The organism is Tunturiibacter gelidiferens (genome assembly GCF_014201335.1).
Taxonomy (GTDB): Bacteria; Acidobacteriota; Terriglobia; order Terriglobales; family Acidobacteriaceae; genus Edaphobacter; species Edaphobacter lichenicola_E.
On the sequence record NZ_JACHEB010000001.1, the window covers coordinates 197,128 to 212,448 of the forward strand.

Genomic DNA, 15,321 nt, shown 5'->3' on the forward strand with positions numbered 1-15,321 from the left:
TCAGGCAGCAGGCTTAGGAGCAGATTCATCGCTTGACGAATTTGCCGCAGAAACCAGCGTTTGATTAACCGGTGCCGCCGCGGCAGCTAGGCTGTTTTGCTCGAGAACGAGCAGACGCTTCGCTGCAGCGGCGGCTTCTATTTCGCTATTGATCTCAGCCCCCAGCAGCAGCATAAGACCCGTCAAATAAAACCACGTCAGCAGGATGATCACAGCGCCTAACGACCCGTACGTCATCGAGTAATTGTCGAAGTAGTGAACATAGAGTCGAAGTCCGATCGAAGTGATGAGCCATCCTACGATGCCTACAGCCGCGCCTGGCGTAAGCCAATGCCACTGACTTCGTTTTAGATCCGGCGCAAAGTAATAGATAACCGCAAAGAACAGCGACAACAGAATCACGGCAAACAGCCATCCAGCCACCCGAGCCATGAGCGCCACGAGCGCGGCAAAAAAGTGGTCGTAAATATGCAGGTGAGCAAGGCGGGCAAAAAAGTCACCCCCCAGCAGTGAGGCCAGCATCAGCGTCACCAGCCCCATTAAAAGCATAGTCACACCGATCGCGGAGAATCGAGCCGCAAAGTAAGAGCGAGTCTCCTTGACCTTATAGACCACATTGAGCGAATCCTGAATCGCGGAAAATCCCACCGAAGCACTCCACACCGCCGCAGCCAAACCAAAGGTCAGCTTGCCGCCGGTAGCCGCAGCAGTTGTCTGGTTGAAGGTCTCCAGCACCGTTCCCATCGCATCTTGCGGGATAACAATTGCGAGATAGCCCAGCAGGGAGTAATAGATATGCGATGCCGAACGAGCCGCCAACCCTAGCAGCGATGTCGCCGTAAACAAGCTGGGGAACAACGCGAAGATAAAGTAGAAACCAAGCTCGGCAGCACGCCCCACCAGGTTGTCGTCCAGAAAAGACCTCCAGGTGTGCTTCGCCACCGCCCCAACCGGGATGCCTTCGAGGTTCCAAAGGGAGTGAAGCGGAGACCGCGACACAAGATCCCATATGCGCCGTTGAACTCGGACGCCATGAACAGGATCGAGGATGGGATCGGCGGAAGAGATGGCGGCGCTCCCTCGCCCACTGCCTTCGTCTCGTAAAATCATCGGTCGAGACGCGCTTGGTAGGCGTTCTGGCTAGGTAGATGCTGCTTCAACCGAAAGAGAAACCGCTACAAGCTGGTTTTCCACCGGGTTCTGATGCATAAGATCGCGATGGAGCATCTTATTTATTGGTGAGATGAATGCAGAGAACGTGGCGAGGCAGACCATTCGCAGTTAGAAAGATGGAACAGCTCTGGCGGTTAGTGCGCGAGAGTCACGAGCAACCAATGACCGGGATCTCCCGGCCCGTCGAGTTGGTAGACCCCAACGAACTTGGAGTCACTTTCATTGGTCACTCCTCGTTTCTCCTACAGGTTCACGGACGAAAGCTGCTTGTAGACCCGGTGTTCTCCAAACGCCTGGTTGTCCTGCGTCGCCAACGGCGTCCTGGCGTAACAGTCGAAGCGCTGCCAGCCATCGACGTGGTCCTCCTCACCCACGCCCACATGGACCACCTCGACATGGCATCCCTACGCCGGGTCATCCGGGCAACCCGAAAGCTAACCGGCCAGACTCCCGAGGTCGTAGTGCCGCGCGGCGTCGAAGATCTGGTGGAACGCCTTGGCTTCTCGCGGATTCACGGCCTCGCATGGTGGGAGCAGATTGAAATACAAGGCCTCACGATAATCATGACTCCCTGCAAACATTGGGGCGCAAGAATGTTTCGCGACACCCACCGCGGCTACGGCGGATATGTCATTGAAGGCGGTGGCCAGTCGATCTACCACTCTGGCGATACAGCCTACTTCGACGGCTTCCGCGAGATCGGCGCAAAACTCAAACCCGAAGTCGCCCTCCTGCCCATAGGCGCTTATTTTCCAGACACCTACCGCTCCGTACACACCAGCCCTGAAGAAGCAGTGCGCGCTTTCGTCGAACTCGGAGCCGACCAAATGGTACCGATGCACTATGGAACCTTCCGCCTCGGCCGAGAGCCGATGGAAGAGCCCGTACAGCGCCTCGAAGCGGAGGCACAAAGACTCGGAATTAACCGAAAAATAAAAATTCTGGGCGAAGGCGAGACGATGCACCTTCACGCGGCGACCAGCATCCGATAGGGTATGACAACTTCAACCGTAAACGCGAAGGCAAGCGGGACATTTACGATCGGCGGAGATCTCACCGTCAATCGCATGGGATATGGGGCGATGCGGATCACCGGCGACGGGATCTGGGGCGACCCCAAAGATATCGAAGGCGCAAAAAAAGTTCTGCGACACGTCGTCGAACTCGGCATCAACTTTATCGACACCGCAGACGCCTACGGTCCTGACGTGAGCGAACAACTCATCGGCGAGGCGCTGGCTCCTTACGCAAAGGGTGTCATCATCGCAACCAAAGGCGGCCTGACACGCCAGGGCCCGAATCAGTGGCTGCCCGTGGGGCGCCCTGAGTACCTGACCCAGCAAGTTGAGATGAGCCTGCGAAGACTGAAAGTAGAACGGATCGACCTGTGGCAGTTGCATCGCATCGACCCGAAGGTGCCCGTCGAAGAGTCCCTCGGCGCGATCAAAAAACTGCAGGAACAGGGCAAGATCCGACACATCGGACTAAGCGAGGTAAAACCTCACGAAATCGACCAGGCTCGCAAAGTTGTCGAGATCGTGAGCGTGCAAAATCAGTACAACATAGGCGACCGCCAGCACGAGGATGTCGTCGACTACTGCGCCAAGCACAAGCTAGCGTTCATCCCATGGTTCCCCGTAGCAGCGGGCAAGCTGGCTCAGCCTGGCGGCAAGCTGGACTCCGCTGCCAAAGCACACAAAGCAACAGTCTCGCAGCTCTCACTCGCCTGGCTACTCCATCGCTCCCCCGTCATGCTCCCCATCCCGGGAACGACCTCGGTGCAGCACCTCGAAGAGAACGTGGCCGCAGCCGATGTAAAGCTATCAGCAGCCGAGTGGAAAGAGATCGAAGACTCCGCGAAATAACCACCAAACCGTTGCCAACAGAAAAGAGCCGCGATCTTGCGGCTCTTTTTGTTAGCCCTGTCAGCCGGGATCAGGTCTTAGGCGAACTCATATCCAACGGTTTGGTCGTAACAACTCCCGTGTGTTCCTCCTGCGCATTCCAGCCAGGAAGTTCCTGCGAGCCCGTAATCAACCGTGCTCCATCCTTGAACGTCAGATAAGTCCACGCCCACTGACGGAATACGGCAAGCCGATTCCGGAAACCGATAAGAAAAAAGATGTGCACGACCAGCCACGTCATCCATGCAGGAAAACCACTCCAATGTGCCTTGAACGGCCATTCGATCTTAGCCACCGCTGCCTTGCGTCCGATCGTCGCCATATCGCCTTTATCGAAGTACCGAAACTGTTCGTTCTTGCCGCTCCCGTCACTCCCTGCGCCTGCAGCGACCAACCGGCCAATACGTTTCGCAGCATAGGTTCCCATCTGCATAGCAGGCTGAGCCACACCCGGAACCTGCTTGCCATCCTGCTCGACGTGCGCAAGATCTCCGCAGATAAAAATCTCCGGATGTCCCGGCGGGTTGAGATGTCCATCGACAATCACCGCCCCTCGCTTATCTGTTTCAGTGCCAAGCATCTTCCCTAACGGCGAAGCCTGCACCCCGGCTGCCCACAGCGTAACCACCGCATCGATGCGCTCCTCCCCCACCATCACGTAACCCGGCTGCACATCACTCACATGGGCGCCGGTCCGAACCATCACTCCAAGCTCGGCAAGCTGCTCAATCGCCTTCTGTTGCAGATCCACCGGATAAGCCGCCAAAATATTCGGCCCACCCTCCAGAATAAGAACCTTCGCCATCGAAGGGTCGATATGGCGAAAATCACGTGACATGTACAGTCGCGCAATGTCGCTAATGGCGCCCGCCAGCTCAACTCCCGTCGGGCCGCCACCGATAATCACAAAATTCAGCGCAGGATGAGTCCCGGTCTCCATCATCTGCCGCTCTGCCAGTTCGAAGGCGAGCAAAACCCGCCGGCGAATCTCCGTCGCATCTTCGATAGTTTTCAGTCCGGGCGCAAGCTTAGCCCACTCGTCCTTGCCAAAATAAGAGTGTGTCGAACCCGTCGCGACAATCAGGTAGTCGTACTCGAGCTCCACACCCGTCTTCAGATGTACCCGCCGCTGCGCCACATCGAATCCCACCGCCTCGTCCATCAGCACGTCGACATTCGGATGATTGCGCACAAGCGCACGGATGGGCTGCGCAATATCGGCCGGAGAAAGAACCGCGAGCGCCACCTGGTAGAGCAAAGGCTGAAACAAATAATGATTTCTGCGATCCACCAGCGTAACGTCGACTGGAAGTTTCCCCAGACCCGTCACCGCATTAATGCCGCCAAAGCCCCCACCCAGAATGACAACCCGCTTCCGTACAGGTCCTGCTGCCGCTGCCACCATCGTTCAGGCTCCTCAATGTACTTATCTCTTATCTGATGCCGAATAGAGCCGTTCGGCTTTGTCCAGATTCGACGGCCTACACCTGAAGGAGTTACAAGAAAAGCGCTCCTTATAGGACAAAGGAATCAGGGCTGCTTTTGCAGAGTAAGCGAAATAAAGCCCAGCGTGCCTGTAGCCGCGGCAAGATTCGTGGTCTCCGCGATTCCCGAAATCTGCTCCGGTGCAATCGTCAAAAGACCATTCGCGTCGGAGACAACCGAAGACTGCGACGAGCCAAGCACAGGAGCGATAGGACAGCGGCCTCGGTCCGGGCAAGCCGCCTCCCAGGCGTCCACTGTCTGGTAGATCTGAACCACGGCACCGGCAACCGGATGTGATGCCGTGTCCGTCACCTGCAACACCACCGGCGTGAGCGTACTCGTCACAGTAACAAGTTGACCGGCTCCGCTCACAACAATCAGACGCAGATCCCCAAGATCGACGCCCTGCGTCGTAAACGAAGCACAGATGTTCGTCCAGGCACAGCCAGAAACAACAGCCTGTCCTCCAGCCGTCAATGGACCAGCCGTCGTAACAGTCTGCGCGATCTCCTGCGAGTTGACCTGAGAGTTGGCCGGCGACACCGAAACCGCCCCTGAAATCGTCTGCCAACCAACCGGCAGTCCCGCAGTCGAAGCAAAGTTATCGGTTACGCTAAGCTGCGGCCTCCATTCCACAGTCGCGCCCTCCGCGATGTATTCGACCGCCTGTATCGCAGTCGCGGTTTGGACTCGTGTAGCCGCCGTGAAAGATGCAACCACCGTACCATCCACCCCGGTAGCCTGCAGCGTGACCCCGCCCGCGCTCATCGGTGTAACAAGCGTCGAGGCGATACCATTCGCACCTGTACTCACGGTACAACTAGCCGCTCCACAAGCAGAGAATTGCACCGAGCCATTCGTCGCGGTAAAAGTCACAGCCTCGCCCACGACCGGAGTCACCCCATCGCCATTCAGCACCTTCACGGCAAACGGCGTCGCTACAGGTTGCGAAAGCTGCACCAGACCCGAAGGCGCACTCACCAGGCTAAGCACAGCGACCGGCGTAGCGTAGCTCAGCGACTGCGTCATGACAGTTGTCCCACCGGTAGACAAATCCGTAACTGCGACATCGGCAACCAGCCCCGTGCTCGAGCCGAGTGCTTGAATCGAAGGCACCGTAGCGACAATCGTGTTCGCAGTCCAACTGGAAACCGTGGCGGCAACACCGTTGACGGTCACCGCATTGCCCGTACGAAAGCCCATTCCGCTGATCGTAATCGTGCCGCCCGCAGCGCTCACCGTCACAGGAATCAGCGAGTCCGCATAAAGCACACGTGCTTGATAATTGAAATCCGGACGTCCATCTCCACGCTGATCGGCAATCCCAATTCGTAACTGATTAGGTTGCGTAAACGTAGTCGTCAGCGTGGTCATGCCATTGGCCTCTCCGTTGAACGCCTCGTCAGCACCTGCAACGCCAGGCAAAGAACCCAGCGCGTCGGTCGCATTCCACACCCCAATCACCGGCATCGCCTTGGCGCTGGTCACGAATCCCTGTTCATCCTCTGCCGTAACCTCAAACGTCGCCGAGCGGTTCGCTTTCACCGAAAGCGAAGACCACGCGGAGTGACCATACCCGCAGAGCAGCCCGGACCACCATCCCTGCGACGCCACAGCCGTAGGAGCCGCTTCGGTTCCGTCCGTGGCCGTATTGCAGCCGGCCGCCGCATCGTTCGTGACAAAATCTACGAACGGCTGGGCGTAGCTGCCGAAGATTCCATAAGTCGACACCGGATCCGATCCAGACGGCGTGACAGTATTGGCGACATACGGCCCGACGGCATATTGTCCCGTATAGAGCGGATTGACAGGCTCTGTCTCTATGACCAGCTCCTGATAGGTGCCAGGAAGCATCGGTATTCGGTCCAGTAAATAATAGCCCTCGTCCGATAAATTCTGGCTCCCTTGGCTTCCGGCAAACGACGAGTCTGGACCACTCACAGGATTTCCGTTCGATTGGCGAAACAGAGCACCCGACACACTCGAGACCGTATACCTGTCTTCGATCGCCGACGGGAGAGTAAACTGTGCCCATCGGCGCACGACGACGTTGACCCCTTGCATTCCCTCTCCCGTAGGGAAGTTGACATGCCCGGAAAACAGGTTCGCGTTCAGCAGGCTATCCGTCTTGCCCGGGCCTGCCTCCCCTTGATTGATGAAGTAGAGTTGCGCCAGCGCCGATAGATCGTCCGGACGTAGAGTGAATGGCTGCGGCATGCATTGGTAGGTATACGGGCCACAGATGATATCGATCGGATGCATCACCGGCCAAAACATTGCCTGGTCGAACGTAGGTTGCGGGGTGGCCGTGAAGACGTTGTCATTGGTCTGCGACCAACCCAACCCAAGCACGCGACCGAACGCCCGCATCAGTTGATACTGCAACTGCATCTGCTGCTGAGGCGCAGGGCCAGTGCAGCGGCCGTTGAGAATCAGGATTGCGTGCTGAATGAACCCGGCCGGAACGATCGAGTCAACGCTCTCCGTCACGCCATTCTGCAGGCATCCCGAAGGATCGCTCGCCCCATCGCCCAGTAGAAGATCTGTAATTGACCCATCGCTGTCATAAATCACCGCGATCTGCTTGGCGAGATAGTTGCTGCTCTGCACATCGCCAGGAAAGATGGGCCCATTCGACCCCAGAAAAGCATTGGCTCCGCTGACATGCTCATTGAGCGCTCCGCCCTGCGACAGCACAAGCGTCGCAGTCGGAACATTCCAGACCGCCGCCGCTGCAGCAACAAGAGCGTCCGCCGCCGCGTGGTTCACCGTCGAACTCAGATCCCCTGGATCGGTGAAATAAAGCGGCTGGTTCGTATACCAAACTACCGCAGCGCCCGAGGTCGTAAAGTACGGCGGCCCCGTCACCCAGCGTGGACCGCCAGCCCACGCAGTCGCCACGGTCCCAAACCAACAAAACAACACAAACAGGAAAGTTTGCAACCACACGTCGAATCGAATTCGCAAGCTGGTGTCAGGGCGTGCCATGCTCCGCCTTCTGCCACGTGGTCAACAACCCCAGCACTACCTCCACCGAAGCCTGTTGCGCCGGAGTCGAGGCGCCGGCGGCACTCGTATAACCGAGCGGCAGAATCATCGGCACATCTCCGGCACGAGCACCCGATGCAACCACCGTTACGACCCGCTGTTGTCCCGGACTCAACTGCGGAAACGCATTCGCCGGGCGCACCGCGTCGTCGCGATAAGAGACCGCGCGTCGCAGTCTCGCTCCCAGCCAACGGAGATCGACAAACGGCAGAGAAGTTGGCGGCGTTGTGCTCTCCGCCAGCGAAGCCACAATCCCGCTCTGCCGAATGGGAATCGCCCCGTCGAGCCCGCCAACCGGCGAACTAAGCCCTGCGCCAGGCGCGTGCAAAAGCATCAGCAATCGCTGCCCGACACGGTATCTCCCGCTGCCTGCCCAAAGCCCTCCCCACTCATGCAAAACATACGGCTGCCCCGTTTTGCACCCGCGAATCGCCTCATCGACGCGAAACTGAATCTCTACAATCCCGGAAGCCGGGCTGCCACCCTCGGGAAGATGCACCGTCAGCACCTGCCCCATGAAGATGACGTCGGCCCGATCCGACATCTGGTGCAGCAGATCTGTAACCGTTTGCGCTCCCTTAACGGACGAGGCCTGCCCCCAGGCTATCGGAGCCATCAGCAGCACGGCAGCGTGCAGCCGAACAAAAACTCGCAGTATCCGCGCCATCCCGTCCCTCCGCCCTCTCCCTGTTCTTCGTCAGGAGAGTCACGTTACGAACGGTTGTCCTATTTTCGGACACTGCGGCGGCGACTAGATCTCCGGATAAAAATCAAAGAACGCGTCGATACTCATTCGCAGCTGCGCCTCAATCTCCTCCCGGCTGCCTTCCAGCACATGCAGCGTCACATGTGCCTCCTTGCCGTTCTTCAGGGTTACGGGCGCCTCGCCCACCGATGCGATTTCATCCGCAGGTAACAGTCTCATTCCATACACTAAGGTCAGATTTGCCATAGCCTCGATTCTTTCACCAAACGCACCCAAAAGGCGGTTTGCATCTTTTCGCCCGCTGGCGCATTTACACTAAGAGAGCTTATATGCCCGAAAACATCACGCACGACACTGTCATCCTCGGTTCCGGGTGCGCCGGACTCACCGCCGCCATCTACACTGGCCGCGCCAACCTCAAACCGCTCGTCCTAGAAGGCCACGAACCCGGAGGCCAGCTCTCCATCACCACGCTGGTAGAAAACTTCCCCGGATGGCCCGAGGGTGTTCAAGGCCCCGACCTCATCGAGAACATGAAGAAGCAGGCTGTCCGCTTCGGAGCAGAGCTGCGCCTCGCCCACCTCAGCTCCATCGATCTCTCCAAGCGTCCCTTCGCCCTCAACCTCGGCAAGGAGACCATCCACGCCCGCACTCTCATCATCGCCTCGGGCGCCAGCGCCCGCTGGTTGAATCTCCCCTCCGAGCAAGCCCTCATCGGTCACGGCGTCACCTCCTGCGCCACCTGCGACGGCTTCTTCGCCTCAGGCAAAGAGATCGCCGTCATCGGAGGCGGCGACACCGCCATGGAAGAGGCCCTCTTCCTCACCCGCTTCGCCACCAAGGTGACCATCATCAACCGAAGCGAAAAGTTCCGTGCCTCGAAGATCATGCTCGACCGCGCCATCGCTCACCCCAAGGTCAAGTTCCTCTCCAACACCGTCGTCGAAGAGGTGCTCGGCGTCGAGGACAAGGACGTCAAGGGCCTCCGCGTCAAAAACAAGGTCTCCGGCGAACAGTACGTTCTGCCCGTCGCCTTCATGTTTCTCGCCATCGGCCACATCCCCAACGCCGAAGCCTTCCGCGGCATGATAGACCTCGACTCTGAGGGCTACATCCTCACCCGCAACAACGTCTTCACCACCCTCAACGGCGAACTCCTCCCCGGCATCTTTGCCTGCGGAGACATTCAGGACCGCCGCTATCGCCAAGCCATCACCGCCGCCGGCTCCGGCTGCATGGCCGCCCTCGAGGTCGAAAAGTACCTCGAAGAACACGGCCGCTGATGGTAAGGCGTTTGTGGCACTCCGATGCTTGAAACGCCGACTATCATCTCCTTTCGCTATTACAGAAAACCGACGGTATCGTTTGATTCAACATCAACATTAACCATGCGGCTTTCTTACGCAATCTCGTAAACTTGTCACTAGGGAAAATCGTCTCATCTGTCAGACCCTCCCCAAATCGAGCCCCCGATTGGACTCTGCTCTGCGATTATTCTTCCTCATAGCAATTCTCTGTGCCGCACTTCCTGTTTCAGCCCAGCAGCCAACGCAACTAGAAACACTCCCCGACGCACCCTCACAGGTTTTTCTAGCCGCTGCAAACCCTCCAACGGAAGTCGCTTCCTCGTCCTCACTCAACTCCTCCGATCCGTTCGACTACTCCTTCTACCCATCCGGCTACGCCCCCCAAAACTCCGCCCAGGACTCCGCCGCGCAGGCCGCCAAAAACGGCGATCACCCAAAACCGAGTCAACCCGTCGTCCTCGATGCCAACGGCAATCCCATCCCCCTCGAACGGCAGCAGCCGAAACGCATCCTCGGCTTCATGCCCAACTTCCGTTCTGTCTCCGCAGGCTCAACCCCCCATCCCCCCGGCTGGAAGTACAACTTCACCGTCGCGACCCATCAAGCATTCGATTACTCCTCATTCATCTTTCTCGGCCTCACCTCTCTCAGCGCCGAAGCCCTCAATGAGCATTCGGATCTCGGCAAAGGAATCGGCGGCTTCTACTCCTACACCTGGCGAGGTTTCCTCGATAAGACCGACGGCACCTACCTCTCCGCCTGGCTTCTCCCCAGCCTCCTTCACGAAGACACCCGCTTCTATCCTCTCGGCCACGGGCACAGCATTGTCATGCGGGAGCTTTACGTCATCAGTCGCCAGGCCGTCGCACAGACCTACGGCGGAAGGCAGACTCCCAACATCGCCGGACTCGGCGGCAAGGTCCTCACCCAGGTCATCTCCCGCTCCTACTACCCCGCCGGATCCACCGACTTCGGCACACTCGCCGAAAAGTTTGGCTTCTCGGTCATGCGCGACGTCATCTTCACCAACATCCGCGAGTTCTACCCCGACATCGCCGCTCACTACATCCGCAAGCACCGTGAGAAGGCAGCGCGCATGGCTGCAAGCGACGCAGGTCAAAGCTCAACTCAGACCGGCAACCACTAATGCAAGCCGCCAGATAAATTGTCAGGTCTCAGCCTACAAACGGGATGCACACAGGATTGACGCACCCTCCGCACCCCTGCGAGACTCACCCATATGCAATACAGCGGCAAGCTCGAATACGCTCAGCAACGAAAGATCCGCGAACGCAATACTGCTCTCTACCGTCTCGCACACTGGCCCATCTGGATCTGGGTCTTTTTTCTGGCCCCCGGCCCACTAACCTTTTCCTTGTTCGCCCATGGCTTCGGACGCGGCAATCTCACCTGGTTGATCGCGGTACTCGTCGGCACCGGCATCGCAGCCGTACGCGGTCGCCTCCCAGGCTCCGAGCCCCGCCCCTACATCCTTCGCTTCGACGAGGACAAGCCTAACCCTCTCTATCGCCGAGTCTGCTACACCTTCGCCTGGAACACCGTCCTAAGCTTCGTGCTCCTCAACCTCATCGGCCTCCTCATCGCAGCAGCAACCGGCACCTGGTACATGAAGCAGATCTACACCTACGTCTACTTTCCTCTCTGCGGAACAATCCTCTTTCTAGGCCTAATCGGCGTGCTGCCGCGCGTCAGGCCCTCCACCAAAGGAGAAGGCACAGAGCGCCGTTACTTCTACGGCTCCGTCTGGGCCGTCACCATATCGCAGGCACTTCTACTGGCATTTTGGAAGACCCTCCCCCCAACCCGCACCGCAAGCCTGACAAAGCTCATCATCTTCGCCGCTTCCCTTCTGCTTATGGGACTAGCCGCCTACCGTGGCGCGCTCCCACGCACCCGCCCCATCGTCCCCGGCGAGCTCATGGTCGCCGACTGAAATTCACGAACACAAGCGCATCAACGAGCAGAGAGCTTCTTCGCGCCATCTGCCGCTGTCTTCGCACTCGTCCCTGTCACAGACAAAAGAGTCCTGATCACCCCATGCGCATTGCTCAGAATGGCACTCGCCGCGGTCTTGGTCGACGCAAGGTTAGCCATCGTCACCGATCCAACCATCGTGCTCACCACACCACCAGCAATCGCAAGCGCCTCCGCCCGCTTCACATGCGTAATCCGATCCGCAATAAGTTCCACCATCCGCTGATAACCACTCAACGCAACCGCCCGCACCTGCGGCTCACAGTGGCTTAGCTCCCCGCCGTTCATCGACAGGGGACAACGAAAAGTGTTCTCTTCCGCCTGTGATTGATTCAGATAACGCCACACGATGATCTCCAACGCTTCGGCATTCGACTTGCCAGCCGTCTCAGCCTCAAACATCTCCAGCAGGCGACCAAACGCCGCAGAGTTCGCTTCGGCAATCAGCTGTTCCTTCGACTCAAAGTGGCGATAAAACCCGCCTGGCGTCAGGCCCGCGGCAGCCATAATATCCCGCATCCCCACCGACTCCAGTCCCTTTTCCAAAAACATCTTTGAAGCTGTAGAGACGATTCGTTCTCTCGTCTCCGCCGCGTCACTGCGAGACCTGCGCATACTTTCAACCTCTCAAAAATACCTGCATCTTTTAGATGACAACTGTTCTCTAAAGGTTCAGATGGGACGAAATCCTTCCATCGAGCAGCCTAACCGCTGCAAAGGAGATGCAATGAGCGAATCAAAGATTCTAGTAACCGGAGCGGCCGGGAAAACCGGCAAAGATACCGTCAAATTCCTCCTCGAGCGTGGTCAAGCCGTACGCGCAATGGTGCGAACCAACGACGATCGTTCCGAAGCCCTCCGCAAGCAGGGCGCCGAGATCGTCCTCGGAGATCTCCGCAACTTCGAATCCGTACGCGCCGCACTCGAAGGTACTCGCAGCGCCTACTTCGTCTTCCCCATCCAGCCCGGCATCCTTGAAGCCACGGCATACTTCGCCCAGGCAGCTAAAGAAGCCGGCGTCCAGGCCATCGTAAACATGTCGCAGGCATCAGCCCGTCGCGAAGCGACCAGCCACGCCGCTCAAAATCACTGGCTCTCTGAAAGAGTCTTCGACTGGTCCGGCGTCCCCTCCGTCCACCTTCGCTCCACACTCTTTTCCGAGTGGGTCCTCTACTGGCGCGGCTTCATCAAAGCGGCAGGCATCCTCCCGCTACCCTTCACCAAAGGCCGCGTCGCCCTCGTCGCCGCCGAAGACCAGGCTCGCGTCATCGCCAACATCCTCATCGCGCCCGCAGAGCACGTCGGCAAAACCTATCCCCTCGTCGGCGACAAAGAACTCACCTTCCCGGAGATAGCGGAAGAGATCTCCCATGCCATCGGAAAGCCGGTTCGCTATCAAGTGACCGACGCTCCAGCGTTTGCAAGACTCGCAAAGGAAAATGGCATAGACCTCGGAGACTTCTTCTGGCAACACCTCAACGAGATCGCCATCGACTTCCAGAACGGAATCTTCGCCGGCACTAACAACCTCGTCGAAAAAATCGGCGGCCAACCACCCATCAGCCTGCCCGCCTTCATCGCAAAGCACCGCGCAGAGTTGGTCGCCTAACCGCGATCAACTCCGCCTCTCCATTCGCACTTACCCGCCACACGGAGGCACCTCATGAAGACACTAGCTCATAGCATCGCACTCGCTCTCGCGCTCATCCCCGTAGCCTTGAAGGCACAAATGCCGAAATCCTCCCCACTCCCGCCTACCCCCACCAACAGAATCCTCGCCATCGGAAGATTCAACGCACCTCCCACGCCCGACCAGTTCAAGCTGCTCTCCTCGCAAGAGGTCCCCGACACCATGCGACTCTACCTCGCCGGCAAGATCGACCAGTGGTACTCCATCCAAAATGACAACGGCGTCGTCTTCATCATCAACGCATCCACGGTCGAAGAGGCCCACACCATGCTCGAAGCTCTCCCCCTCGGCCAGGCAAAGCTGATGACCTTTCAACTGATTCCTCTCGGCCCACTTAGTCCTCTGGCTCTCCTCCTGCCCAAACCCGACAAGCCCGCGCAATGATCAAAGATCCAAATCCGAGCAGGAGCCGAGCAACAGCCGAGACAACAGTACAATTGGGCCAATCATGGAGGCCCATCGTGAAGAAGCAACGCCGCGAATTCCTCACAGCGCTCACCGCTGCCGCCGGATCAACGCTGCTGCCGGTGTCTTTTGCGACCGCCGAGCAAACACCCACTGCCAACCATCCCGCAAAGGAGGCGGTCACCGGCATCGGCGGCTTCTTCTTTCGAGCACACGATCCCAAGGCACTTGAGCAGTGGTATCAGGACAACCTTGGCGTCTCCGTAATCCCAAAGAGTGAGAACGAATCTGCCTGGAAACAGCAAGCCGGACCAACGGCGTTTGCGCCTTTCCCCGAGACCACCAAATACTTCGGTGACGCGACAAAGCAGTGGATGCTGAACTTCCGCGTAAATGACCTGGAAAAGATGACCGCACAGCTAGAAGCAGCAGGAATCACGGTGAAGGTAGACCCTACAACGTATCCCAACGGCCGCTTCGCACGCATTCACGACCCGGAAGGAAATCCGATCGAGCTGTGGCAGCCGATGAATGCGGCCCAAACGAAGTAACGCTAAGGCTTCGTCCAACCATGTCATAGAAACCCAATCGCCCGAAACAACTTACCGACCCCTAACGCCAATCGTCGATCACAAAGGCATCGGCCCGATTGAATCCCTCCAAATGCGGACGCTGCATCGCAACACCCTGCTTGTCCACTCGATATCCGCGAGACCGCAAGCACCGATACGCATCTTCACGAGCCATGTTCACCCCAGCCTCTACCGTCGCTCCACGCGAAGAGGCGAATGCCTCACAAGCCTCCAGCAATCTGTCGAATCGTTCCGCCGCGCCCGCACCTCCACGCGCCGCCCCGAACTTGACGTAACATGTCTTCTCGCCGCCCTCGGATCCCGCTCCATGCAGACACACGGCGAAAGCATCCAACGCCTTGCGCGTATAGGTCAACACAACGTCGCCAGTACGCTGCGCAAGCACAGAGCGAATCTCACCACCAAGATCAAGCCCCTTATCGATCCTGTGGGTAAGCCTTCCGCAGGCCTCGATAGCACTCTCCCGCTCGCTCTTTTTGAGAGCCGACAGCAGCATCGGCGCCTTCGCGTATTCGGTTCGAGCCCCATCCGGAGCGAGCGTCATCACCCCAGTAAGATAGCGGGGCCAATAGCCGAACTTTTGATACAGTCCGACATGCTTCGCGCTCTGCGCAAAGGTGTACAGCCCGGTATGCCGCACACCCCATCGATCGAAGGTCGTCATCGTGGCTTCCATCAGACGCTGCCCCACGCCACGACCCCAGTACTCCGGCTGCACCGTCAAAGGCCCGAAGAACCCGAACGATCCCCAACGCGTAACGACGTTCGACCCCACCAGCCGATCACGTTCCCGCGCCGCGATCACCTTGACGTTGCTTGAGCGCCAGCGTGGCGTCATGAAGTGACGATCCCCCATACATTCCAGCGGATTAGCCAACCCGAAAAATGTTCCAAATGCCAGCCGGACGATACGGTCAGCCTCTCCTAACTCACTCTCCTTCAGTGGACCAACCTTGATTGTTTGAATTGATTGATTCATCGGCACGGCGTTACGCCTCCTCGGTTGACTCGCCAC

Annotated in this window: 15 protein-coding genes; 8 read left to right on the forward strand and 7 right to left on the reverse strand. The window is 58.3% G+C overall.

What is annotated here, in order from left to right; genetic code table 11:
• Positions 1–1,110, reverse strand: coding sequence for a YihY/virulence factor BrkB family protein (locus tag HDF14_RS00810; protein ID WP_183972617.1), 1,110 nt, complete (start codon positions 1,108–1,110; stop codon positions 1–3).
• A 224-nt stretch (positions 1,111–1,334) separates the two neighbouring features.
• On the opposite strand from HDF14_RS00810, the gene HDF14_RS00815 reads away from it, so the two are divergent.
• Both HDF14_RS00815 and HDF14_RS00820 read left to right on the forward strand, forming a co-directional pair.
• The gene (locus HDF14_RS00815) at positions 1,335–2,165 is read left to right on the forward strand and encodes an MBL fold metallo-hydrolase (RefSeq protein WP_260697935.1); all 831 of its coding nucleotides are present in this window, start codon (positions 1,335–1,337) and stop codon (positions 2,163–2,165) included.
• Between the two features lie 3 nt (positions 2,166–2,168).
• Positions 2,169–3,038, forward strand: coding sequence for an aldo/keto reductase (locus HDF14_RS00820; protein ID WP_183972621.1), 870 nt, complete (start codon positions 2,169–2,171; stop codon positions 3,036–3,038).
• A gap of 70 nt (positions 3,039–3,108) precedes the next feature.
• Here HDF14_RS00820 and HDF14_RS00825 read toward each other — a convergent pair whose 3' ends face one another.
• From HDF14_RS00825 to HDF14_RS00840, 4 genes are all read right to left on the reverse strand, one after another.
• Positions 3,109–4,482, reverse strand: a complete 1,374-nt coding sequence (locus HDF14_RS00825) for an NAD(P)/FAD-dependent oxidoreductase (protein WP_183972623.1) — start codon at positions 4,480–4,482, stop codon at positions 3,109–3,111.
• A gap of 125 nt (positions 4,483–4,607) precedes the next feature.
• The gene (locus HDF14_RS00830) at positions 4,608–7,550 is read right to left on the reverse strand and encodes an IPT/TIG domain-containing protein (RefSeq protein WP_183972625.1); all 2,943 of its coding nucleotides are present in this window, start codon (positions 7,548–7,550) and stop codon (positions 4,608–4,610) included.
• Positions 7,537–8,277, reverse strand: a complete 741-nt coding sequence (locus HDF14_RS00835) for a hypothetical protein (protein ID WP_183972627.1) — start codon at positions 8,275–8,277, stop codon at positions 7,537–7,539. The genes HDF14_RS00830 and HDF14_RS00835 overlap by 14 nt, the downstream gene beginning before the upstream one ends.
• An 84-nt stretch (positions 8,278–8,361) precedes the next feature.
• Positions 8,362–8,562, reverse strand: coding sequence for an allantoinase (locus HDF14_RS00840; RefSeq protein ID WP_183972629.1), 201 nt, complete (start codon positions 8,560–8,562; stop codon positions 8,362–8,364).
• A gap of 83 nt (positions 8,563–8,645) precedes the next feature.
• On the opposite strand from HDF14_RS00840, the gene trxB reads away from it, so the two are divergent.
• The 3 genes from trxB to HDF14_RS00855 all read left to right on the forward strand — a co-directional run bounded on the left by trxB (position 8,646) and on the right by HDF14_RS00855 (position 11,577).
• Positions 8,646–9,599, forward strand: coding sequence for a thioredoxin-disulfide reductase (trxB, locus tag HDF14_RS00845; protein ID WP_183972631.1), 954 nt, complete (start codon positions 8,646–8,648; stop codon positions 9,597–9,599).
• Positions 9,600–9,789: 190 nt separating this feature from the next.
• A complete protein-coding gene (locus HDF14_RS00850; protein ID WP_260697936.1) occupies positions 9,790–10,770 on the forward strand; it encodes a hypothetical protein in 981 nt (326 codons plus the stop codon).
• Between the two features lie 93 nt (positions 10,771–10,863).
• Positions 10,864–11,577, forward strand: a complete 714-nt coding sequence (locus HDF14_RS00855) for a hypothetical protein (RefSeq protein WP_183972633.1) — start codon at positions 10,864–10,866, stop codon at positions 11,575–11,577.
• Between the two features lie 20 nt (positions 11,578–11,597).
• On the opposite strand, the gene HDF14_RS00860 is transcribed toward HDF14_RS00855, so the two are convergent.
• Positions 11,598–12,233, reverse strand: a complete 636-nt coding sequence (locus HDF14_RS00860; RefSeq protein ID WP_183972636.1) for a TetR/AcrR family transcriptional regulator — start codon at positions 12,231–12,233, stop codon at positions 11,598–11,600.
• Between the two features lie 112 nt (positions 12,234–12,345).
• Between HDF14_RS00860 and HDF14_RS00865 the strand changes: the two genes are divergently transcribed.
• The 3 genes from HDF14_RS00865 to HDF14_RS00875 all read left to right on the forward strand — a co-directional run bounded on the left by HDF14_RS00865 (position 12,346) and on the right by HDF14_RS00875 (position 14,264).
• Complete coding sequence (locus tag HDF14_RS00865) at positions 12,346–13,227, forward strand: NmrA family NAD(P)-binding protein (RefSeq protein WP_183972637.1); 882 nt, start codon at positions 12,346–12,348, stop codon at positions 13,225–13,227.
• Positions 13,228–13,281: 54 nt separating this feature from the next.
• Positions 13,282–13,692 carry a hypothetical protein gene (locus HDF14_RS00870; RefSeq protein WP_221304501.1) on the forward strand — a complete coding sequence of 137 codons (411 nt, stop codon included), beginning with the start codon at positions 13,282–13,284 and terminating at the stop codon, positions 13,690–13,692.
• 77 nt (positions 13,693–13,769) lie between these two features.
• Positions 13,770–14,264, forward strand: coding sequence for a VOC family protein (locus HDF14_RS00875; RefSeq protein WP_313899455.1), 495 nt, complete (start codon positions 13,770–13,772; stop codon positions 14,262–14,264).
• Positions 14,265–14,325: 61 nt separating this feature from the next.
• Here HDF14_RS00875 and HDF14_RS00880 read toward each other — a convergent pair whose 3' ends face one another.
• Positions 14,326–15,285 (reverse strand): GNAT family N-acetyltransferase, encoded by a 960-nt coding sequence (locus tag HDF14_RS00880; RefSeq protein WP_260697991.1) that lies wholly within the window; start codon positions 15,283–15,285, stop codon positions 14,326–14,328.
• Positions 15,286–15,321 lie beyond the last annotated feature (36 nt).